This is a genomic window from Nonomuraea polychroma (genome assembly GCF_004011505.1).
In the GTDB taxonomy this organism is placed as follows: domain Bacteria; phylum Actinomycetota; class Actinomycetes; order Streptosporangiales; family Streptosporangiaceae; genus Nonomuraea; species Nonomuraea polychroma.
Map to the genome: position 1 here is coordinate 4,544,731 of NZ_SAUN01000001.1, position 19,912 is coordinate 4,564,642.

Genomic DNA, 19,912 nt, shown 5'->3' on the forward strand with positions numbered 1-19,912 from the left:
GTGGCGTTCTTGCTGCGGCGTGCCGCGGAGACGCTGCTCGTGCTGCTGGTGCTGTCGGTGCTGGTCTTCCTGCTGACCTCGATGGCGCCCGGGGACCCGGCCGAGGAGATCCTGCGCCGGGGCGGGATCCAGCCCACGGCGGGCAGCGTCGCCGTGTTACGTGCCGAGCTGGGCCTCGACCAGCCGCTCCCGGTCCGGTACGTGCGATGGTTGTCCGAGGTGGTGCGGGGCGATCTCGGGCATTCCTACGTGGACCGCTCGCCGGTGACGGGCGAGATCCTGGCACGTCTGCCGGCGACACTGCGGCTGGCGGGCGCGGCGGCGCTGGTCGCGGGCGGTCTGGCGGTGCTCGCCTCGCTCCGGCCGCGCGGGCTGGGCGGACGGGTGGTCACGGCGGTGACGGTGGTGGTCGCGAGCGTGCCACCGTACATCGTCGGGATTCTGCTGATCAGCGTGGTCGCGGTCGGCCTGCGCGCCCTGCCGACTGGAGGCGACTCCGGGCCGGGCGCCCTGGTGCTGCCCGCGCTGACGCTCGGGCTGGCGGGCGCCGCCACGCTGACCCGGCTGCTGCGCGCCGACCTGGCCCAGGCGCTGGCGTTGCCGTTCGTCCGGCTGGCCGCCGCCAAGGGGCTGAGTGCCCGGCGGGCCGTCACGGTGCACGCGCTGCGCGTGGCCGCGCCGAACGCGATCACGGCCGGGGGCGCGGTGCTGGCCGACCTGGTGGCCGGTGCCGTGGTGGTGGAGACGCTGTTCTCCTGGCCGGGGGTGGGGCAGCTGGCGATCTCGGCGATCCGGCAGCGGGATGTGCCCGTCGTGCAGGCGTACGTGCTGGTCATCGGAGCGGCGACGGTCCTGCTCCTGGCCCTGGTGGACCTGTGCCTGGCGGCGGCCGACCCACGGGTGCGCCGCCGATGACCGGACCCGGCCTCACCTGGCGCCGGCTCATGGGTGGATCACCCGGGGCGGGCCGCGCGGGGATCGTGCTTTTGACGGCGATCGTGGCGTTCTGCGGCCTGACCCCGGTCCTGTCCCCCCACGACCCGTACCTGCCGGATCCCGCGCTCGCCCTGCTGCCACCCGCTCCCCGGCACTGGCTCGGCACCGACCAGCTCGGCCGCGACCTGCTCACCAGGACCGCAGCGGCAGGCATGGTCTCCTTGCTGACCGCGTTCGCCATCACGGCGATCACCACGGCGCTCGGCACCCTGGCCGGCACCGTGGCCGGGCTGGCCGGCGGGTTGCCGGAGCGGCTGCTGCGGCACGCGGCCACGGTCGCACTCGCCCTGCCCGGCCTCACGCTCGCCCTGGCGCTGGCGGGCGTGCTGCCGCCAGGACCCGGCACGATGGTGGCCGCGCTCGTCCCGCTCGGCTGGGTGAACTGCGGCCTCGTCGCCCACACCGCCACCCGGCGCCTGGCCGGCTCGGACTTCGTCCTGGCCACCCGCGCCCTCGGCGCCTCCCCGTCCTACCTGCTGCGCCGCACCATCGCACCGCACATCGCCGGGCCGGTGCTCACGGTCGCCACCGCGGACTTCGCCCGTACGCTGATCGCGGCCACCTCGCTGAGCTTCCTCGGCATCGGCCTGCCCCCGCCGGTGACCGACTGGGGCGGTCTGGTGAGCGACGCCGTGCCTCTGCTGATCGCCGCCCCTCGTCTGGCGATCGCCCCCGCCCTCGCCCTGGCGGTCACGGGCGTGGCCGTCACTCTGATCGTGGACGCCCGCCGGCTCAGTTAGGACGGGCGTGTTGCGGTCAGCCGAGGCGGAGGGGCAGGGTGCGCGGGCCGCGGACCTGGCCCGCCGCCCAGGTCACCGCCGAGGGGTCGGCCAGGGTGAAGGCCGGGATGCGCTGCAGCCAGACCTCCAGCGCGACCCGCAGCTCCATGCGGGCCAGGTGGGAGCCCACGCAGCGGTGGATGCCCAGGCCGAAGGCGACATGGCGGTTGACCTGGCGGTCGATGACCACCTCACCCGCCCGCTCGAACTGCGCAGGGTCGCGGTTGGCCGCCGGGAACGACAGCAGCACCCAATCGTCGGCCTTCATGTCCACGCCGTTCCAGCGCATGTCCTCCTTGACCAGCCGCGCCATCGTCACCGGCGCGTACACGCGCAGCAGCTCCTCCATCGCGGTCGGCAGCAACCCCGGCTCGGCGACCAGGCGCTCCCGATCGGCAGGGGTCCTGGCCAGGTGCCACAGCGACGCCCCGATGGCGCTCCACGTCGTGTCGATGCCGGCGATGAGCAGCAGCGCCATCGTGCCGGCGACATGGTCGGGGGCGAGCTTCCTGCCGTACAGCTCAGCGTTGATCAAATACGTCGTCAGGTCGTCGCGCGGGTGGTCCACATGGTCGCGGATCTGGGCCAAGAGGTAGTCGAACAGTTGCCCCATCCGCTTGATGCGCTCCTCGGGCGGCAGGTTGACGCCTTCGAGGGCGTTCTCGATGAACTCGCGGAAACGCGGCCCATCCTCGGGCGGGAAGCCCAGCATGTCGGAGATGACGCGCATCGGGATGTGCTGGGCGTAATCGGCGGCGGCGTCGACCACCTCCTGCCCCTCCAGCGCGTCGATGAGCTCGTGGCAGAACGCCCGGGTCGCCGCCTCCCGCTTGGCGACCGCGCTCTTGGTGAACGCCGGCAACAGGAGCTTGCGGGCGTCGTGGTGGAACGGCGGGTCGGACGAGATCGGCGGCGTGCCGCCCACCGGGGCCAGCTCACGCGGCGGCCGGAAGTTGCTCATGATGATCGACCGCGACGAGAAGCGCTCGGTGTCGTACGCGATGGCCGCGACATCCTCGTAGCGCGTCGGCAGCCAGCCGCCGCCGAACCGCCCGGTGTGCGCGATCGGGCAGCGCTGCCGCAGGTCGTCCTGGATGGGGTACGGGTCGGCCGCCCACTCGGGCTCGACGTGCGAGAAATCCGTCGCCCAGTCCGAGACCGGGCCGGTGATGATCTCGTTGCGGGTGCCGTACGGCTCGTCCCCGCGCGCCTCCCGGAAGTCCTGGCTGAAGCGGTCGTCGACGGTCATGCCACGCCTCCTAGAGGATCTCGATCGCGCGTTCGGGGCAGTTGGCCGCAGCCAGGCGGGCCGCCTGCTCCTCCTCCGGCGGCACGACACCGTCGCCGACCACCTGCCCGTAGCCCTCTTCGTCCTCGCCGAACAGGCCCGGCGCGAGGTCGTAGCAGCGGCCGTGTCCCTGGCAACGCTCGGGGTCGATCTTCACTTTCACCGTGGTGCTCCGCTCTGTGACGCTATGGTGCCGGCGGGGGGGCGAAGGCGCGGACGACCCGGGTGAGCAACGCCGTCCACTCCCGGTCGTCGACCGCGTGCAGGTCGGGTGGCACGAGCGCGCTGCCCATCGCCAGCAGCATGCAGAAGTGGACGAGCGCGTCCGGCGACAGCGCGGGGTCGAGCTCGCCGTCGTTCTGGGCGACCCGTACGAGCGCGGACAGCCAGTCGGCGCGCTCGCCCATGTAGTCGCGCATCGGCCGGGCGACGTCCTCGTCGCGGCGGGCCGCGACGAGCGCCTCGACGATGAGGTAACCGCAGGCCTCGCGGCGGCGGGGCAACCAGCGGCCGACGACGAGGAGCAGGTCGGTGATGGACCGGTCCGGGTCGGCGGCGAACAGGTCGGCCAGCAGCCGCGGCCCGTGAGCGCGCAGCGCCGCCACGATGAGATCGGCCTTGGAGCCGAAGTGCGCGTACAAGGCGCCGTTGCTCACCCCCGCGGCCGCGGCGATGTCGGCCACGCGCGTGCCGTCGTAGCCGCGCTCGGCGAACACCTCGGCGGCCGCCCGCAGCAGCCGCTCGCGGGTCTCGGCGGCGGTGACGCCTGCGATCCGCCCCATATGTGAATTAAAAGACTGTTCATTTGAGCCGTCAACTGGCCCTACCCGGTCTGGCACATTGTCTGGCGTCGCCTCAACTTGAGAGTTCGGCACGGTACTTGATAGTTGACCTGATAGTGAGAGCTCAGAATGACAGTTGGCCTCCCTCGGCGGCGACGTCTGGCACTGGTGGTTGAGCCGCAGGCGGGTGAATCGTTCGCCTCTTGGGCTGATCGGATGGCGGTACGCAACGGATGTCCGGTGTGGATGATCGCCGAGGCGTTAGGGCTGGATGTACGTGCGTCAAGCGATGTCCGTTCACTGGCGTACGGCGTTGTTGTGACGTCGGAGACCTGCAGGGCGATCGGGGCTGCCACAGGCGTGAGTGCCGAGGTCGTGCGTGGGATGCACCTGGAGGTGTTCGACGGCTCGGCTGTGGATCTGGCAGGTGTCCGCGTGGGGAAAAGGACTCAGTCCGCCTGGCAGAGGGCCGTGAGTGGGTGCAGTTCTTCGGCAGCTTCCATGAGTTCTGCCACCTACGCGACCAGCTCGCCCTCACCGCCGGATACTCCGCCCGCGAGCGCTGCCGCGAACTGACCTTCTACCAGCCCGGACCTCTGCTGACCGCCGCCGGAATGCTCATCATTGATGAAATCTGCCTCGGCGGCACGCTCCTGGACGGGTTGCGCTACTTCATGCACCGACGCCGTTACGACCCCTGGGCCGGCACCCTTTGGCACGAATTCTGAACAGCGCAACAATGCCGCTCTGACCGACCGCATGCTCGGCCACCTCCACATCAACGTGCTTGACGCCGGCCCACTCAAACCCCTTCAGCTCTGGGAACCGGGCGCACCTCACCACCGGCACCCACCCGAAACCGTCGACGACCTAGACCTGCCCGAGGCCGCACTGCTCCTGGCCGGTGAAGGCCTTCATCCCTGGCAGACCATCGCGGGCTTCCGCGCATCCCTGCAGTGAACCGATGCCTCGGACCGATCAGCGACCACGTTGATATCCGGTGGAGCCCGGCTTGGGGTGACTGCGCGCTTCAGCCGGCGGATTAGCGCCGGAGTTGGCGGATTGCGCTTGAGTTGGCGAGCTCCGCGCATTCTATGGGCGGGGACGGGCTACTTCGGCTGGCTCGATCTGCTGCGTCTTCGCTGGTGAGGGCAAGGCGGCGATTCCGGCCGGTTGAAGCGCTCAGTCACGGCGAACGGGCATATGTCTGTGCCGCCGAGACTGCTGGGCCACAATGGCCCGCATGCCTACCATGCCCGAAGATCACGTTGAGACTGCACATCCGTCCCGATTCAACGACTACGACAGCATCGCCGAGGGGTACACGGCCGAGAACGAGACCAGCCTCCTGAACGCGTACTACGAGCGTCCCGCGATGCTGGAACTCGCCGGGGACGTGACCGGCCGGCGCATCCTCGACGCCGGCTGCGGCTCAGGCCCCCTGTTCGCCGAGCTGCGCGATCGAGGCGCCATCGTCACCGGCATCGACGCGAGCGCCGGGATGCTGGAGATGGCCCGACAGCGGCTGGGCACCGACGCAGACCTGCGGGTCGCCGACCTGGCCAGCCCACTGCCCTTCCCCAACGACACCTACGACGACGTCATCGCGTCGCTGGTGCTGCACTACCTGGAAGACTGGGGACCGACACTGGCCGAGCTTCGACGCGTGCTGAGGCCTGGCGGCCGACTCCTCGTCTCGGTCGAGCATCCTTTCTCCATCACCCTCTGGCAGCACATGGCCGGGGAAAAGCCCAAGTACTTCGAGACCCGTATCCGGATCGATGAATGGACCATGGGTGGGCAGACCGCCCGGATGAGCTTCTGGGACCGGCCGCTGCACGCGATGACCGAGGCCTTCACCGAGGCTGGCTTTCGCATCAGCGTCATCAGCGAACCGCCGTTTGTGCCGGAAGCCCGCGAACTGTTCCCCGAGGAGTTCCGCGAGATCACCGGCACGAGGTTCCTGAGCTTCCTGTTCTTCGTTCTAGAAGTCGGCTAACGGCACCTCGTAACGATCAACTGCGGTGACTGAGCGTTCAGCGGGCGATTCCCGCCAGCTGAAGCGCTCAGTCACACTCGCGACATCGCCGAGATGGTGATCGACGAGCCCAACAGGCACCTCTGGCGAGTGGTGGACGGCGCCTACGACCGGCTCATCTGCACCGAGTGCGGCAACAAATTGAGCCGGGGTCCGGCCGGCTGCGCTGACTGCAACCTGGCCAACGGCTTCCGGTATGTCGCCATCGAAATTGACCGGCCCGGCATCCCACCAGGCAACGAACACGCATTGAGGGTCAACGTGTCCGTGGTGCGCAGACCATCGGGACTCTCGTGGCGTGAAGTACTGGAGCGGCGACTCTTACTCCCCTACCTCCTCGACGGGCATCTGCCAACGACCAGGCAGGCCCAAGCCTTCCGCGCCCTCCACAACGAAGGGGGCACAGCTGAGGACCTAGCGAAGCACCTTAACCATGTCCCTGGGCGACGGCCGCACCTAACACAGCCAATTTGGCCAGCAGTTGATCTTCGGCTCCGTACTGTCAACTTCGATGACGCAAACGCTGGTACTTCGATATTCGTCGAACTGACAGTGCCAAGGTCCGGGGCGGGTTTCACTGTCATCTTCGCTGCTTCCAGACAACATCTGTTGTCTGACGGCTGTCTGGCGGCATCCAACCTCGGGGATAACTCCACACAGGTAAGTTGACCCCTCCAGCAGCTCCGGTGTCAGCGTGATGCCAGTGAGATGCTCGGCCAGGGAGGAACGCCGGCCCGTCGCTGGGGTAGAGGTGTCTGTAGTCGGCGTCGATCCGCTGCATGGTCTCCACGGCCTCGTCCGGTACGGAAGAAGCTGGGCGACTGGATCGTACGAACCCTGGCCACCTCCCACTACGGCGGTGCCACAGAATCCCGCGCAGCCTGCTCGATCACGACTAGGAGCGGCGCGGGTCGTAGTTCTGGAACTCGACCAGGTGGATATCGCTCTGCGACAGCAGGGGCACCCCGCTACTGGAGTCCAGCACCACCCGGCGGCCCAGTGGCTCGCGCAGCGTGACACCGATCCGGTCGGTCTTCCCCATCGCGTTGCAGAACTCCACGTCGTCGTCACGCCGGACGTCGACGTCCACGACCACCGCTTCGGGCGTCTCGTGAACGCGCGAGCCGTAGGTCGTGTCGCAGGTGCCGTGCAGGTAGCTCAGCTGGAGCTCAGTCGGCGCGCGCACCTCGTAGGTGCGCACCTCCTGGATCCCGTCATTCACCGGCCGGGGCGGCCCGCCCATCGCGGCCGGGTCCACTGCGACCCGCCGGAACGGCTCGGGCACGCCCTTCACAGTGAAGTCCCACGTGGGCACTCGCACGTCCCCCCGGCTGCTGGGCATCGTGGCCTCGCCCCGCGCCACCGCGATCACTCGCAACGGCCGGCAGCCCCTGGCCGGGCACTCCTCGTCAACGAAGGACTTAGGCTTGCTGAGCCCGGCGTAGGCGGCTGTGGCCGCCAGGATCGGGACGCTCAGCGTGCCCCCATCAGCCCAGCGCAGCACGGCCGCGGCAGGCACCTCGGCCGAGAGCTCGATCTCGAGCTTCCAGGCGCTGTTGATGAGGCTCCGGCCCACCCACCGCGGCATGCGCCCCCAATCTGGCTCCAGGGTCAGGTTCCGCAGCGGGACGAACCCCTCGATCCAAGGCTCGCGCTCCGCCGAGCTATGCCAGCGTTCGGCGACCTCACGAGCGCGGTCGGCGAACTCGTCGGCAGTGACCGGCGCCCGGGCGGTACCGCAGGCCGCCGCGAGCACGAGGAGCACTATGGCTGGAAGTATCCGCATATCCGGTAGACGTGGCGGCGAACGGCGCGGTTCGCTCAGCCGCGGCCTCGGCTCGGGCACGCCGTCTCTAGTCCGCGGGCGGCGCGGCTGCCACCTTTCGCCCTCTACTCTTCCGCCCTCGCCCCCGCCCTACCACTCGGCCATCGCGCCGGACGACAGCCAGTTCGTCCACGGTCGCGCCGACAAGCGCGCGTCGCGAACGAGCCAGGGCTCTTCAGAGGCGACGTCTGGAAGAGCAATCAGTGGGGCACCCGCACCGTGTTCGGATCGTGCTATCACGTTGCATGACATTCGGTCGCCCTAGTTAGACATACGTCTAATTGATAGTGCGCAGGTAGGCCTGGCTCCGGTAGCAAGTTCCGAGACGCCAGACAGCTGTTGTCTGACGGCCTTGCAGATGGAAGTGCGTCACGCCAGATGGAAGCGGACATGGCAGTGCGACATCGGGGTTGGCAGTGGGGGCGGCCGGGTCCGCGCCCAGCTGGCCAGGCGCGAGCAGCACGCGAGCGAGGCCGGGCGGCTGCGCGAGGACCTGGCCGCCGCCGAACAGCTCGGCGACGTACGTGGTCGGCTCGCCGTCGCCCAGGCCGCGGCGCAGACCGCCTGGCAGCAGGCGCGGCGGAGGCTGCTCTATCCTGACGCCGCTGTGGCAGGCCCGCGCATTACCGGGACCGGCGGCTAACGCTTCGAGGGCGGAGCGTCCACCTTGGCAAGTTCCACCAGGTCGTCGAATTCGGGCAGGCCATCGACGGGAGCGCGGACGGCAGCGACCTGCCTCGCGCTGGGCGCCGCAAGAGTCCTGGCCGGGCCCCAGCTCACGATATCCGTGGTGGCGCCGCCTTGGGTGTAATACTTTTCCTTTTCCTGCGTGCTGAAGCCGGAGCCGAACTTGAAGGGCAGCCCCTTCGCGTCGAAGACGATGCTCCATCCCACGACCGTGTTCGCATAACTCGCGTCCGGCCGCTTCCCTGCTACTTGCCGGAAGGTGGGTGAGAGGTCGTACAACTCGGCGAAGGTGAGAGTGCCCCGGTAGAACCCGGTCCGCTTGCGGTCGGGAGTTTTCCCCGCGGGGTTCGGCAGGTTGAACTTCTTCTCCTCGGCATCGGCGATCAGCGCTTTGAGCGTCGCGATCTCGAAGAAATTGATGATCTGGTCGCCGAAGGCCGTGGAGCCGGCGCTGCGGTCGCCGCGCCGCGCCCACGTCTTTCCCTCGGGCAGGTCCGCAGTCCACAGCCGCCCGGTGCTGTAGAACCGGCCTTTGGTGTTGATCCAGCGGTGCGGCTGCGTCTGCGCGATCAGGCTGCGAGAGACCGGGTCGCCTTCTTCCGCATGCTCCTTGGCGAGCGGGAGCAGGTGACGGTCGAAGTCCACCCGGCGCTTGATACTCGCCGCGACGACACCGCGTCCGCCGAGGACCAGCGTTCCCTCTTGCATCGGATGGTAGCGGAACACTCGGGCCGTGTGATTGTCGTACTTGTTCCTGTTGTTGATCTCGACGTGGCCGTACTGCGTGAACGTCACGCTCGCGCCCTTGGCGAGCTGGTTGCGCACGGCGCTCACCACATCGGGAACGGCGGCCTCCGCCGCGGCCGGAACGGCGAGCGTCGCCGCCGGACCTATGAGCACGGCGGATAAGAAAGCCGATAAACGGCCCATCGAGTAGTCCTCCGAAACGTGGGAACGGCGTCCAAATGATCTACAGCAGTCCCGGACTGTACCAGTTACACCGTCTCTCAAGCAGGTGCTGCCGCAACGGGATTGAGAGGCCGCGGCAGCACCTGCTGCGTCGGAGTCAGTGATCGCCGTGCACTCCGGCAAGGGTGGCGCCGATCTCCGCCATCCGCTCGGCCGCGTAGCCGGGGTCGATCAACGCCTCGGGGGTGTGGAGGCCGGGCGGCACGGGGTCGCCGCGCAGGCCGAGCAGTCGCTCGACGCCGAGGGCGAGGCCAAGCGCCGTCAGGGCGCGCTGCCCTTCCGGGTGGAGGAGGTAGCGGCTCGTCCTGAGTGGTGCGCCCGCGCGGTCCACGCCTTCGAGGTCGATCTTGACCTCCGTGGACGCGGGCCCGCCGCGCCGCCTGCCCGCCGATTCACCGATCGCGAACGCGAAGCGGACGTTGGGCGCGCCCGTCGCGGCGGCCAGGCTCGGCACGTCGAGGATGGGGATGATCTGGCCGGGCAGCACGGCGCCGTCGACGCTGGTGATCTCCACCTGCGCGTCGGGGCCGCTGACCCAGTCGAAGACGCCGTCGCGGCGGACGTGCCCCGCCGAGGTGGCGGCCAGCAGGCGTGCCAGGTCGGCCGTGGCCGCGGGCCCGCCGCTGTCCTGTTCGTCCAGCACGCCGCTGACCTCGATGGTGTCGAGCCGGTCGAACTCCCTGGCGAGGCCGAGCACCGCGAGGACGACGAGCCCCGCGTACCAGTGGCTGGCCAGCAGGATCGGCGCCGCGCCGGCTCGCAGGCCGGCGGCGACGATCTCGGGGCCGATGTCGACCAGGCCGCTGGAGATGCTGACGTACGGCAGGCCGCGGTCCTGTGCGTAACGCAGTCCGTTCAGGTGGCTGTCCCACACCGTTGCCACGACCGCCGAGTAGCCGTCGGTCCCCTGGAGGCCGAGGTCGCCTCGCCGCAGATCGATGGTCACGGCTGTCGCGCCGCCGAGCTCGTCGGCGACCCGCCGGGCGCGGCCGAGATCGCGGCCCGCGATCGTCAGCGGCAGCTCCGGGTACCACCGGCGCAGGAGGGCTGCGGTCGCCGCGCCCGCCTGGCCGGATCCGCCCATGATCAGTACGGAGTGCTCCACGGTGATGTCCTCTCGCTAACCTACATTCTGTAACTTACATTTTGTAGCTTATGCTGGGAGGCAACGCAAGGGAGGACGATGACCACGGGATCGACTCGCCTGTCCAAGTCGGCCAGGCGGGAGCAACTGCTCGACACCGCCATGGCGATCGTGCGCGCCCACGGCACCGACAGCCTCACGCTGCTCAGCCTGGCGGAGGCCGCCGGAGTGAGCAGGCCGATCGTCTACGACCACTTCGGCACCCGCCCCGGCCTGCTGATCGCGCTCTACCGGCGGCTCGACGAGCGGCACCGGGCCGCCTCGGAGAAGGCCCTGCGTGACGCCCCGGCCGTCCCCCGCGAGATCGCCCGCGTCCTGAGCGCCGCCTACTTCGCCTGCGCCACCGACATGCCGGAGTGGACCGCCATCTCCGCCGCGCTCAAGGGGAACCCGGAGATGGAGGCGATCGAGCGTGAGCTGCTCGACGACTACACGGACCTGATGGCCACCGCCCTGCGGCCGTACTCCGGGCTCACGCAGGAAGCCCTCCGGCTGCGCTGCGTCGGCGCGCTGGGCGCGGCCGAGGCGATCGCCGCGGAGCTGAACCGGGGGCGGGCCACGGTCGCCGAGGCCATCGCGGCGCTGACGGACCTGACCGTCGGCAGCATCGACGCCGGAGCCCAGGACTGACGCTGTCCGCTGCCCTGCGTGGCCGGCCCCCGGGCATCGCGTCCATCTGTCGGCTGGTGTCCGCGCCGTACCGAATCAGTGTCTGACGAAGCCGGGGGACGCGGGAGGCCGCGACTACTGGATCCCATGGCGGAGGAGCCCGGTCGATCATGGTGGCTCGACCGGGCTCGCCGGGTGGAGCCAGGTCAGGCGAGGTCGAACCGGTCGAGTTCCATGACCTTGGTCCAGGCTGCAACGAAGTCGGTCACGAACCTGTCGCGGGCGTCCTGGCTGGCGTAGACCTCCGCGAGGGCTCGTAGCTGGGAGTTGGAGCCGAAGATGAGGTCGACCGCGGTGGCGGTCCACTTCACCTCATCGGTGGCCACGTCGCGGATCTCGTACACATGCTCCTCGGAGTCCGATGCCTTCCACCGGGCGCCCGGGGAGAGCAGGTTGGTGAAGAAGTCGTTGGTGAGCACGCCGGGCCGGTCGGTGAGGACGCCGTGCTGGGTACCGCCGAAGTTGGCTCCGAGGGAACGCAGGCCGCCGATGAGGACGGTCATTTCGGGCGGGGTCAGGTCGAGCATGTAGGCACGATCGACGAGCAGCACCTCCGGTTGGGTCTTCTCGCCGGAACGCAGGTAGTTGCGGAACCCGTCGGCCCGCGGCTCGAGGACCCGGAAGGACTCGACGTCGGTCTGCTCCTGAGTGGCGTCGGTGCGGCCGGGGCGGAACGGCACCGTCACCGCCACGCCGGCCTCGCGTGCTGCCTTCTCGACGGCGGCCGAGCCGGCCAGCACGATCAGGTCGGCGAGCGAGATCTTCGCGCCGCCGGCCTCGTTGAACTCGCGCTGGATGCCCTCGAGGATGTCCAGGACCGTCGCGAGTTGCTCGGGCTGGTTGACCTCCCAGCTGCGCTGCGGCTCGAGACGGAGCCGAGCGCCGTTGGCGCCGCCGCGCTTGTCGGTGGACCGGAAGCTCGCGGCGGAGGCCCAGGCGGTGGAGACCAGTTGAGCGGTCGTGAGGCCGGACTCCAGGACCTTCGCCTTGAGGGAAGCGACGTCGGCGTCACCGACGAGTTCGTGGTCGACGGCCGGCACCGGGTCCTGCCACAGCTGGGGCTCGGCGACCCACGGTCCGAGGAAGCGGCTGACCGGACCCATGTCGCGGTGCAGCAGCTTGTACCAGGCCTTGGCGAAGGCCAACGCGAACTCGTCGGGGTTCTCCAGGAAGTGGAGGGAGATCTTCTGGTACGTCGGGTCGACGCGCAGCGCCAGGTCGGTCGTGAGCATCGTCGGCTTGTGCTTCTTCGACGGGTCGTGGGCGTCCGGGATGATCGCCTCGGCGTCCTTCGCGACCCACTGCTTCGCGCCGCCGGGGCTCGTGGTGAGCTCCCACTCGTAGCCGAAGAGGATCTCGAAGAAACGGTTGCTCCACTGCGTCGGCCGGTCGGTCCACGTCACCTCGAGACCGCTGGTGATCGTGTCACCGCCCTTGCCGGTGCCGTAGCTGCTCAGCCAGCCCAGGCCCTGCGCCTCCAGCGGCGCGCCCTCGGGCTCCGGCCCCACGTGGTCGTCCGCGATGCCGGCGCCGTGGGTCTTGCCGAACGTGTGGCCGCCGGCGATGAGAGCGACAGTCTCCTCGTCGTTCATCGCCATCCGTCCGAAGGTCTCGCGGATGAAATGCGCCGCCCCAGCCGGGTCCGCGTTGCCGCGCGGACCCTCCGGGTTGACGTAGATGAGACCCATCTCGGTCGCGCCGACGTGCGGCACCATCTCGGTGTCGGTGACGTAGCGCTCGTCACCGAGCCAGGCGTCCTCCGGACCCCAGAAGATCTCCTCTGGCTCCCAGACGTCCGCGCGGCCGAAGCCGAAGCCGAAGGTCTTGAAACCCATCGACTCCAGGGCGACGTTGCCGGCGAGCACGAGCAGGTCGGCCCACGAGATCTTCTGGCCGTACTTCTGCTTGACCGGCCACAGCAGCCGGCGGGCCTTGTCGAGGTTGGCGTTGTCGGGCCAGCTGTTGAGCGGCGCGAAACGCTGAGCGCCGTCGCCGGCCCCGCCGCGACCGTCGTGGATGCGGTAGGTGCCCGCAGCGTGCCAGCTCATGCGGATCATGAGACCGCCGTAGTGGCCGAAGTCGGCCGGCCACCAGTCCTGCGAGGTGGTGAGCACCTCGATGATGTCCTGCTTGAGGGCCTCGACGTCGAGCTTCTCGAACTCCTTGGCGTAGCTGAAGCCCTCTGCCAGTGGGTTGCCCTTGGACGAGTGCGCGCGCAACACCGAGAGGTCGAGCTGGTTGGGCCACCAGTCCCGGTTCGTGCGCGGACGACCGCCGGTCTTCGGAGTCGGCGAGTCGATGGCCGGGTTCTCGCTCTCACTGCCATGCGCGGTCACCGAGTCAGGCGCGACCGGCCAGCCGGCCGCCGCCTTCCGGTCCACGCCCTGCGCGCTGGAGGGGGCGTTGTCCTGGGTGTCGCTCATCTGCTTTCTCCCAAACTGCCGGATCACTGGGCCATGCGTCTAGTCGTACAGTTGGGGCAGGTGCCCCAATAGACGCCACCTATGTTTCGAGCCGCATCCTCTGAAGCCCTGGTTCTCAGCCGACGCACGTTCACGGCACGTGAACGTCGGTTAGCGCTGCCGACTTCGACGACGCGAGACTGCCGCTTCGGCTCTCATCGAAGTGACAGTGCCCAGGTAGGGAGCAGGTAGAAGGCGCGGGGAGGCGCACCGAACTGGCGACGGTACTCCCTGCTGAACCGTGACGGGTTGTCGTAGCCGACGCGGTGGCCGACCCCGGTGACGTCGCCCGGGTGGGTGGCGAGCGAGCAGCAGCCGGGCCTCCTGCAGCCGGACCTGCTTCTGGAACTGGATGGGCTCATCCCGGTCACCGCCTGGAAGTTGCGGTAGAAGGCGGAGACGCTCATGCCGGAAAGGCGCGCCACGTCCTGTTGCGGTCCGCCTTGACGGCCGCGATCACACCGTCGAAGAACTCCTTCGGAGCGGCCCCGGCCGGGTTGTCGTCGGGCTTGAGCAGGAAGGGAGGCAGCCCGCCCAGGAAGGCGGCCTTGGCCACGCGGGCCTGCCGTAGGCGGACACGTACCGGGGCGACCTCACCGGTGCCATCGAGAAGCCGACCAGGACGGCGTCCCGCAGATCGAGCCACCCCGAACGCGTCGGCGATCTGATCGCCGACGCCGTCCGCGCCACCGCTCACTGATCCGCCCTACTCCTCGGCCTCGGCCGGCAGCAACGCCGCCGGCGGGAGCGGGCGGATCAGCCGCAGTGAACGCCGTACGCGGCGTCCTGGACAACGTCGAACGTGGCCGGCGGCTGTGAACCCGTCGAGCGCCACTTGGCCGGACCGTGGCTTCGGTGGCAGCCGATGCCGCGTTGTCGGTGCCCTATATCGCCAATTTGGAGAACGGCCGAGGCAACGCCACCGTCTCCGCGCTCGACCGGCTCGCCGGCGCGCTTGCGGCTGTAGCCGATGCGCTCCGGCGAGACCTCAATGAGGTGGATCTCCAGCGACTTCTCGATGCAGTGGTGCTGATCTTGGGTCATCCGTCGGAGTGATCACGACATGGCGTCGACGAAGTAGTCGAGCGAGGCGTCCACCTCGCGGAGGGACGGGGTGCGGTTGAGGTGCCCGTGCGGCATCCCGCGCGCCAGGTACGTGCTCACCGGCACGCCGGCCTCGCGCAACTGGCGTTCGAGCAGTTCGCCGGAGGCCCGCAGGTCGTCGTATTCGGCCAGCAGGATGTGCGTGGCCGGCAGGCCGTCGAGGCGGGCGGCGCCGGGGAGCGCGTCAGGCGGCAGGTCGCTGATCCGGCCCACGTAGGTGCGGACCATGTCCTCGATCGCCGCTGGGGGAAAGCGCATGAACGGGGGCAAGGTCGCCATCTCGGCGGCGGCCGCGTCGTCGAGGGCGGGATTGGGGCAGTGCGCGAAGGGATAGGCCAGGAGCAGCAGGTCGGCGGCCCGGCCGCGGTCGCGGGCGCGTAGGGCGGTTGCGAGAGCGAGGGCCGCTCCCGCGCTGGCGCCACCCAGGGCTGCGCGCCGGCCCGGCATGGCCTCCACCGTGAGCCAGTGCCAGGCCGCATCGACGTCGTCCAGCGGAACGGGGTACCGTACGCCGTTCTGAGCCAGCCGGTAGCCGACAGAGGCGACGAAGACGCCGGCTCGGGCGGCCAGTTCGGCGCTCACGACGTGGGCCTCGGGCATCTCCAAATCGCCGGCGGAAAAGCCGCCGCCGTGCGCCCAGAGCAGGGCGGCGCCCGCGGGCGTGTCGCGCGGCCGGTAGGCGCGGACGGGGATCGGGCCGTGCGGCCCGGCCACCTGCAGGTCCTCCACCACCACGTGGGGCGGCAGGACCCACTCCTCCGGGTCCTTTAAGTAGTCGGTCATCTTCTGCTGGGCCACCGGGTCGGAGGCGAGGTGCTCCCTGGTCAGGTCGCGCACCAGGTGCAGTTTCTCCGCAAGAAAGGGGTCCAAGGGCATGACCTTCTTTTATCGTGCGCCGCAAACGGGCCCGCGGCCAGGGTGGGCCGGGTGCTCTAGCGAGCGGAGCCGCGGGCGAGCGGCATGACCACGTGATCCACCAGTCGCCGGGCAAGCTCGCGCAGCACGTCGAGGACCGCCGCCGAGCAGTTCGGCCTCCCTGGCGGGCCCTCCCTTCAGCGGTGTGACGGACCTGCCCATCAGCGTGCGGCCCCGTAGACCTCATCCAGGAAGGTGAGAAGGCCGTCCAGCGGAGCCCGCTCGGCAGAACCTGGCAAGGATCGGAAGGCGACCTTGGGGCTCCCGACGATGGCGGGCGGCCATCATCGTGGGGACACTAGGGCGTGCTCGACAATCTCCTCACCGAACTGGACACCGTCCCCCACTTCGACCGTTTCGCCACCGTCGACGAGGTCAACGACGGCCTCGCCCGGCTGGCGGACGACCATCCCGGCGTGGCGACGCTGCGCCGCATCGGCACCTCCCGCCTCGGCGACCCCATGCTCTGCCTGACCGTGGGCGACGGGCCCCGGCATGCCGTCGTCGCGGCCGGGCCGCATCCGAACGAGCCCATCGGCGGGCTCACCGTCACGCACCTCGCCGGCCGCCTGTGCGCCGACGCCGGGCTGCGCCGCGCCGCCGGCTGCACCTGGCACATCGTGGCCTGCCTCGACCCGGACGGGACCCGGCTCAACGAGGGCTGGTTCGCCGGGCCGTTCACCCGGACCCATTACGGCAGGCACTTCTACCGGCCGGCCGCGGACGAGCAGGTCGAGTGGACGTTCCCGTTCTCGTACAAGAGGGCCTATTTCGATCGGGTGCTGCCGGAGACGCTGGCGCTGATGCGGCTGATCGACGACACGCGGCCGTCGTTCCTGACCACGCTGCACAACGGCGAGTCCGGCGGCGTCTTCTACTACCTCAACCGCCCGGAACCGGCGCTCCAGGAGGTCCTCACGTCCCTGCCCGCACGGTACGGCGTGCCGCTGCACGCCGGCGAGTCCGAGCATCCGTCGGTGAAACAGCTGGAGCAGGCCGTCTACCTGACACCGGCGATGGAGGATTTGTACGACTACATGGAGGCCCTCGGGCATGAGCCCACGGAGCACATCAGCGGTGCCGCCAGCGACTCCTACATCAAGAGGTACGGGGCGCTGGGCTTGACCGCGGAGGTGCCCTACTGGACGGACGCGACCGCCGGCGACACGACCCCGACCGGCCAGGTCTACCGTGACCTGCTGCGCGAGCACGCGACGGAGCTCAAGGCCACCTCCACGCTCTTGAGCGAGGTGCTGGCGGCGGTCTCCGCGGATCTGGTCAGCCGGTCGCCGTTCATCCGCGCCAGCAGGTGCTTCGTCCCGATGGTGGCCAGGATGGGGGCCACCGACGAGGGCCGGTCCGGGGCCGCCGGCAACGACCGGCCCGCCACGGTCGCCGAGGTGACCTCGATCCGGGAACGCCTGCACAGCGTGCGGCTCAGGTTCGGCGGGATGTTGCTGCGGGCGCTGGAGGGCGAGCTCGCGATCGGCAACGCCACCCCCGCCATCCGGGCGTCGGCGGGGCGGCTGGCGGAGACGTACGCCGGGTGGTGCGCGGCAGCGGAGGCGGACGCGTCCAGCGTGACGATCCCGATCCGCCACCTGGTGTCCATCCAGTACGGCGCGATTCTGGCGGGGGCCACGTACGCCGCCGAGCCGGTCCCCTGACGGCTTGCGGCGGGCCGCCACCCTCGCCGTCGAACGCTTTTTCGAGTACGATCTGCGGCCATGTCGCGCCCTCTGACCCTCGGCCTGGAGTCCGCCCGGCGGCTGGCCGTGACCTGCCAGCATCTGGCCGGCCCGCGTCCGGGAAACGACCTCGACGGCCTGCGGCAGGTGCTGCGGACGTTGCGGTGCCTGCAGCTCGACCCGGTCAACGTGGTGGCGCGCAGTCACCTGCTGGTGCTCTGGAGCAGGGTCGGCGGCTACGATCCGGCCGACGTGGACGTGCTGCTGTGGCGCGAGCGCTGGCTGTTCGAGTACTGGGCGCACGCCGCGTCGATCGTGCTGGCCGAGGACTACCCGATTCACCAGGTCACGATGCGGGTCTATCCGGCGGGCGAGTCCGGCTACGCGCGGCAGGTCCGCGACTGGATGACGGCGAACGACGCGTTACGGCGGCACATCCTCGACCGGCTGCGCGAGAAGGGTCCCCTGCCGGTCGGCGGGTTCGAGGACCTCGCGGCCGTGGCGTGGCGGTCGAGCGGGTGGACCAACGGCCGCAACGTCGAGCGGATGCTGGACTTCCTGTGGTTCCAGGGCCAGGTCATGGTGGCGGGCCGGGAGGGGCGTACCCGCCTGTGGGACCTGACCGAGCACCGGCTGCCGGAGTGGGCGCCGACCGCGCCGCTGCCGCGCGAGGAGGCGGTGACGCGGGCGGCCGAGCACGCGTTGCGCGCGCTCGGCGTGGCCCGTGCGACGGACATCGAGCGGCACTTCATCCGCGACCGCTACCCCGGCCTGGCCGAGGTGCTGAGCGGCTTGGAGGCGTCGGGGCGGGTGGTGCCGGCCGAGGTCGAGGGCGGCGACGAGCGGTGGTACGTGCATCGCGACGTGCTGGGGGTGCTGGAGCGCGACTGGGAGCCGCGCACCACGCTGCTGTCGCCGTTCGACAACCTCATCTGCGACCGCGAGCGGACCCAGCGGTTGTGGGGCTTCACGTTCCGGACCGAGATGTACGTGCCCAAGGCCAAGCGGCAGTACGGGCACTACATCATGCCGATCCTGCACGGCGAGCGCCTGGTGGGCAGGCTGGTGCCGCGCCTGGACCGGCGCCGGGCGCGGCTGGAGATCGAGGGGCTGTTCCCCGAGCCCGGCATGCCGGCGGACGCGGCGACCGCCGTCGGCCGGGCGGTCGCCGAGCTGGCCGCGTTCGCCGGGGCCCGCGAGATCGGCTACGGGGACAAGGTCCCGGACCCGTGGCGGGTCGCTCCGGCGTCCTGACGCGGAGCCCCAGCCCCAGCCCCCTGCTCAGTCGCCCTGTTTGTGGGTGCTCCAGTACTCATCGGCAGCGACCTGGATGTCGGCCAGGACCTTCTCATAGGTCTCGGGCTTGGCGACGAAGCCGCTGAAGCCGTCGAGCGCGGCGCTGAGCACGGGCGGCGGCGTGGCCTCGAAATACCGGTTGACCAGGCGGTATTCTCCGCTGCCCGCGGCCTTGCCGACCTCCGCGATGGCCTCGTCGGCGATGGCGACCTTGGGGTTGGCCGAGACGTCTCCCCTGGCGGTGGCCCACTTCTCCTGCGCGCCGGCCCCCACCCACCACTTGAGGTACTTCATGCTGGCGCCGGGATCAGGCGCCTTGGCCAGCGAGCAGAGCGGGCCGCTCTCGAAGATCATCGACGTCTTGGGGAGCGAGGCGTTGACGTTCGGGATCACGAAGAAGCCGTAGTCAGTGCCGGCCTTCATGCCCCGCTGGGTCATGCTCGTGTTGAACCACGTCCCGAACGACACCATCGCCGCCTTGCCGGTCTTGAGCACGTCGCCCGGGTCGGTCTTGTCACCGGGGTTGTTGAAGTAGCCGGCGTCGATCATCGACTTCCAGCGTTTCATCACCTCGACGACGCCGGGGTCGGTGTATTTGGCCTGGCCGGTGGACAGGCGGTCGTACAGGTCGGGGTCGGTGCCGGCGAGGAGCTGCTCGAACCAGACGAAGGAGAACAGCACGGAGGTGTGGTAGAAGGCGGGCACGCCCTTCTTCTTCAGCGTGTCGGCGATCTGGATCAGCTCGTCCCAGGTCGCGGGCGGTTTCAGCCCGTGCTCGTCGAAGACTTTCTTGTTGTAGAACATGCCCCAGTAGGCCGCGTTCAACGGCACGCAATACTGCTTGCCGCCGATCGTGTAGTAGGGGGCCAGATCGGCGGACAGGTCGCCGTTCTTGATGGCCTCCTGCCAGATCGCGGTCGTCTCCGCCACCTGTTTCTGGCCGACGATCTCCGCCAGCCGCCCGCCCGTCGTCCAGGTGAACAGGTCGGGTTTCACGTCGGTGCGGAAGGACGCCTTGATGAACGCCTGGTACGTGGGCTCGTCCGTGTAGCCGACCGACTTCATCGACAGGCCGATCTGCTGTTTGGACAGGACGCCCATCTCGTCGAAGTACTTGCTCCAGGCTCCCTTGTCGTTGTAGAGCTTCAGCTCGGTCTTGCCGGGCTGCTGCGCGGCGGTGCCGCCGGAGGAGCCGCAGCCGGCGAGTAAGAGGGAGGTGACGGCGGCGATGAGCAGTGGACGCGACCGGATCATGCCCGGCCTCCTGTTT

22 protein-coding genes and 1 pseudogene are annotated in these 19,912 nt (G+C 69.7%); 10 read left to right on the plus strand and 13 right to left on the minus strand.

Annotation, left to right across the window (positions count from 1 at the left end; all coding sequences use genetic code 11):
- Both EDD27_RS20720 and EDD27_RS20725 read left to right on the plus strand, forming a co-directional pair.
- Positions 1-915 (plus strand): ABC transporter permease, encoded by a 915-nt coding sequence (locus tag EDD27_RS20720; RefSeq protein WP_127933878.1) that lies wholly within the window; start codon positions 1-3, stop codon positions 913-915.
- Positions 912-1,736: an ABC transporter permease gene (locus tag EDD27_RS20725; RefSeq protein WP_127933879.1), complete on the plus strand. Its 825-nt coding sequence runs from the start codon at positions 912-914 to the stop codon at positions 1,734-1,736. Before EDD27_RS20720 ends, EDD27_RS20725 begins: the two co-directional genes overlap by 4 nt.
- Before the next feature lie 16 nt (positions 1,737-1,752).
- On the opposite strand, the gene EDD27_RS20730 is transcribed toward EDD27_RS20725, so the two are convergent.
- Genes EDD27_RS20730 through EDD27_RS20740 form a run of 3 tightly spaced genes read right to left on the minus strand, consistent with a single transcriptional unit; the run spans position 1,753 to position 3,845 of the window.
- Positions 1,753-3,024: a cytochrome P450 gene (locus EDD27_RS20730; protein ID WP_127933880.1), complete on the minus strand. Its 1,272-nt coding sequence runs from the start codon at positions 3,022-3,024 to the stop codon at positions 1,753-1,755.
- Between the two features lie 10 nt (positions 3,025-3,034).
- A complete protein-coding gene (locus tag EDD27_RS20735; protein WP_127933881.1) occupies positions 3,035-3,226 on the minus strand; it encodes a ferredoxin in 192 nt (63 codons plus the stop codon).
- 22 nt (positions 3,227-3,248) lie between these two features.
- Positions 3,249-3,845: a TetR/AcrR family transcriptional regulator gene (locus EDD27_RS20740; RefSeq protein WP_127933882.1), complete on the minus strand. Its 597-nt coding sequence runs from the start codon at positions 3,843-3,845 to the stop codon at positions 3,249-3,251.
- 129 nt (positions 3,846-3,974) lie between these two features.
- Here EDD27_RS20740 and EDD27_RS58790 point away from each other — a divergent pair, with 129 nt between their 5' ends.
- From EDD27_RS58790 to EDD27_RS20750, 3 genes are all read left to right on the plus strand, one after another.
- The gene (locus EDD27_RS58790) at positions 3,975-4,421 is read left to right on the plus strand and encodes a TniQ family protein (RefSeq protein WP_127933883.1); all 447 of its coding nucleotides are present in this window, start codon (positions 3,975-3,977) and stop codon (positions 4,419-4,421) included.
- Entirely contained in the window at positions 4,325-4,573 is a 249-nt protein-coding gene (locus EDD27_RS54405) for a hypothetical protein (RefSeq protein WP_164903383.1), read from the plus strand. Before EDD27_RS58790 ends, EDD27_RS54405 begins: the two co-directional genes overlap by 97 nt.
- A 506-nt stretch (positions 4,574-5,079) precedes the next feature.
- Positions 5,080-5,844 carry a class I SAM-dependent methyltransferase gene (locus tag EDD27_RS20750; RefSeq protein WP_421915550.1) on the plus strand — a complete coding sequence of 255 codons (765 nt, stop codon included), beginning with the start codon at positions 5,080-5,082 and terminating at the stop codon, positions 5,842-5,844.
- Here the strand turns inward: EDD27_RS20750 and EDD27_RS54410 are convergent.
- The 3 genes from EDD27_RS54410 to EDD27_RS20760 all read right to left on the minus strand — a co-directional run bounded on the left by EDD27_RS54410 (position 5,830) and on the right by EDD27_RS20760 (position 7,648).
- Positions 5,830-6,129 (minus strand): hypothetical protein, encoded by a 300-nt coding sequence (locus EDD27_RS54410; RefSeq protein WP_164903708.1) that lies wholly within the window; start codon positions 6,127-6,129, stop codon positions 5,830-5,832. The genes EDD27_RS20750 and EDD27_RS54410 overlap by 15 nt on opposite strands.
- A gap of 210 nt (positions 6,130-6,339) precedes the next feature.
- The gene (locus EDD27_RS58795) at positions 6,340-6,735 is read right to left on the minus strand and encodes a DUF6461 domain-containing protein (protein WP_421915552.1); all 396 of its coding nucleotides are present in this window, start codon (positions 6,733-6,735) and stop codon (positions 6,340-6,342) included.
- A gap of 43 nt (positions 6,736-6,778) precedes the next feature.
- Entirely contained in the window at positions 6,779-7,648 is an 870-nt protein-coding gene (locus EDD27_RS20760) for a hypothetical protein (protein ID WP_127933885.1), read from the minus strand.
- Between the two features lie 418 nt (positions 7,649-8,066).
- On the opposite strand from EDD27_RS20760, the gene EDD27_RS20765 reads away from it, so the two are divergent.
- The gene (locus EDD27_RS20765; RefSeq protein WP_127933886.1) at positions 8,067-8,351 is read left to right on the plus strand and encodes a hypothetical protein; all 285 of its coding nucleotides are present in this window, start codon (positions 8,067-8,069) and stop codon (positions 8,349-8,351) included.
- Here EDD27_RS20765 and EDD27_RS20770 read toward each other — a convergent pair.
- Both EDD27_RS20770 and EDD27_RS20775 read right to left on the minus strand, forming a co-directional pair.
- Complete coding sequence (locus EDD27_RS20770) at positions 8,348-9,325, minus strand: hypothetical protein (protein ID WP_164903709.1); 978 nt, start codon at positions 9,323-9,325, stop codon at positions 8,348-8,350. The two genes, EDD27_RS20765 and EDD27_RS20770, sit on opposite strands and share 4 nt — an antisense overlap.
- A gap of 136 nt (positions 9,326-9,461) precedes the next feature.
- Positions 9,462-10,469, minus strand: coding sequence for a saccharopine dehydrogenase family protein (locus EDD27_RS20775; protein ID WP_206641551.1), 1,008 nt, complete (start codon positions 10,467-10,469; stop codon positions 9,462-9,464).
- A gap of 78 nt (positions 10,470-10,547) precedes the next feature.
- Here EDD27_RS20775 and EDD27_RS20780 point away from each other — a divergent pair, with 78 nt between their 5' ends.
- Positions 10,548-11,138: a TetR/AcrR family transcriptional regulator gene (locus tag EDD27_RS20780; RefSeq protein ID WP_127933888.1), complete on the plus strand. Its 591-nt coding sequence runs from the start codon at positions 10,548-10,550 to the stop codon at positions 11,136-11,138.
- A gap of 185 nt (positions 11,139-11,323) precedes the next feature.
- Here EDD27_RS20780 and katG read toward each other — a convergent pair whose 3' ends face one another.
- From katG to EDD27_RS20795, 3 genes are all read right to left on the minus strand, one after another.
- A complete protein-coding gene (katG, locus tag EDD27_RS20785) occupies positions 11,324-13,600 on the minus strand; it encodes a catalase/peroxidase HPI (RefSeq protein WP_127933889.1) in 2,277 nt (758 codons plus the stop codon).
- A gap of 194 nt (positions 13,601-13,794) precedes the next feature.
- Positions 13,795-14,046, minus strand: coding sequence for a helix-turn-helix transcriptional regulator (locus EDD27_RS20790; protein WP_206641552.1), 252 nt, complete (start codon positions 14,044-14,046; stop codon positions 13,795-13,797).
- A complete protein-coding gene (locus EDD27_RS20795) occupies positions 14,043-14,336 on the minus strand; it encodes a hypothetical protein (protein WP_206641553.1) in 294 nt (97 codons plus the stop codon). Before EDD27_RS20795 ends, EDD27_RS20790 begins: the two co-directional genes overlap by 4 nt.
- 137 nt (positions 14,337-14,473) lie before the next feature.
- Here EDD27_RS20795 and EDD27_RS20800 point away from each other — a divergent pair.
- Positions 14,474-14,695, plus strand: a pseudogene (locus tag EDD27_RS20800) (hypothetical protein); the annotation flags it as partial.
- On the opposite strand, the gene EDD27_RS20805 reads toward EDD27_RS20800, so the two are convergent.
- Positions 14,696-15,613 (minus strand): alpha/beta hydrolase, encoded by a 918-nt coding sequence (locus tag EDD27_RS20805; RefSeq protein ID WP_206641554.1) that lies wholly within the window; start codon positions 15,611-15,613, stop codon positions 14,696-14,698.
- Between the two features lie 350 nt (positions 15,614-15,963).
- Here EDD27_RS20805 and EDD27_RS20810 point away from each other — a divergent pair, with 350 nt between their 5' ends.
- Positions 15,964-17,325, plus strand: a complete 1,362-nt coding sequence (locus EDD27_RS20810) for a M14 family zinc carboxypeptidase (RefSeq protein ID WP_127933892.1) — start codon at positions 15,964-15,966, stop codon at positions 17,323-17,325.
- Between the two features lie 60 nt (positions 17,326-17,385).
- Positions 17,386-18,600 (plus strand): winged helix-turn-helix domain-containing protein, encoded by a 1,215-nt coding sequence (locus tag EDD27_RS20815; RefSeq protein ID WP_127933893.1) that lies wholly within the window; start codon positions 17,386-17,388, stop codon positions 18,598-18,600.
- Between the two features lie 27 nt (positions 18,601-18,627).
- Here the strand turns inward: EDD27_RS20815 and EDD27_RS20820 are convergent, their stop codons facing one another.
- On the minus strand, positions 18,628-19,896 hold the full coding sequence (locus EDD27_RS20820) for an ABC transporter substrate-binding protein (protein WP_127933894.1): 1,269 nt from the start codon (positions 19,894-19,896) through the stop codon (positions 18,628-18,630).
- Positions 19,897-19,912: the final 16 nt, after the last annotated feature.

Excerpts from the sequence above, each read along its gene's own strand:
- EDD27_RS20725 (WP_127933879.1), top strand. The coding sequence starts at position 912 with ATGACCGGACCCGGCCTCACCTGGCGCCGGCTCATGGGTGGATCACCC.
- EDD27_RS20730 (WP_127933880.1), bottom strand. The coding sequence starts at position 3,024 with ATGACCGTCGACGACCGCTTCAGCCAGGACTTCCGGGAGGCGCGCGGG.
- EDD27_RS20740 (WP_127933882.1), bottom strand. The coding sequence starts at position 3,845 with ATGGGGCGGATCGCAGGCGTCACCGCCGCCGAGACCCGCGAGCGGCTG.
- EDD27_RS58790 (WP_127933883.1), top strand. The coding sequence starts at position 3,975 with ATGACAGTTGGCCTCCCTCGGCGGCGACGTCTGGCACTGGTGGTTGAG.
- EDD27_RS20750 (WP_421915550.1), top strand. The coding sequence starts at position 5,080 with ATGGCCCGCATGCCTACCATGCCCGAAGATCACGTTGAGACTGCACAT.
- EDD27_RS20765 (WP_127933886.1), top strand. The coding sequence starts at position 8,067 with ATGGAAGTGCGTCACGCCAGATGGAAGCGGACATGGCAGTGCGACATC.
- EDD27_RS20770 (WP_164903709.1), bottom strand. The coding sequence starts at position 9,325 with ATGGGCCGTTTATCGGCTTTCTTATCCGCCGTGCTCATAGGTCCGGCG.
- EDD27_RS20780 (WP_127933888.1), top strand. The coding sequence starts at position 10,548 with ATGACCACGGGATCGACTCGCCTGTCCAAGTCGGCCAGGCGGGAGCAA.
- katG (WP_127933889.1), bottom strand. The coding sequence starts at position 13,600 with ATGAGCGACACCCAGGACAACGCCCCCTCCAGCGCGCAGGGCGTGGAC.
- EDD27_RS20790 (WP_206641552.1), bottom strand. The coding sequence starts at position 14,046 with ATGAGCGTCTCCGCCTTCTACCGCAACTTCCAGGCGGTGACCGGGATG.
- EDD27_RS20815 (WP_127933893.1), top strand. The coding sequence starts at position 17,386 with ATGTCGCGCCCTCTGACCCTCGGCCTGGAGTCCGCCCGGCGGCTGGCC.
- EDD27_RS20820 (WP_127933894.1), bottom strand. The coding sequence starts at position 19,896 with ATGATCCGGTCGCGTCCACTGCTCATCGCCGCCGTCACCTCCCTCTTA.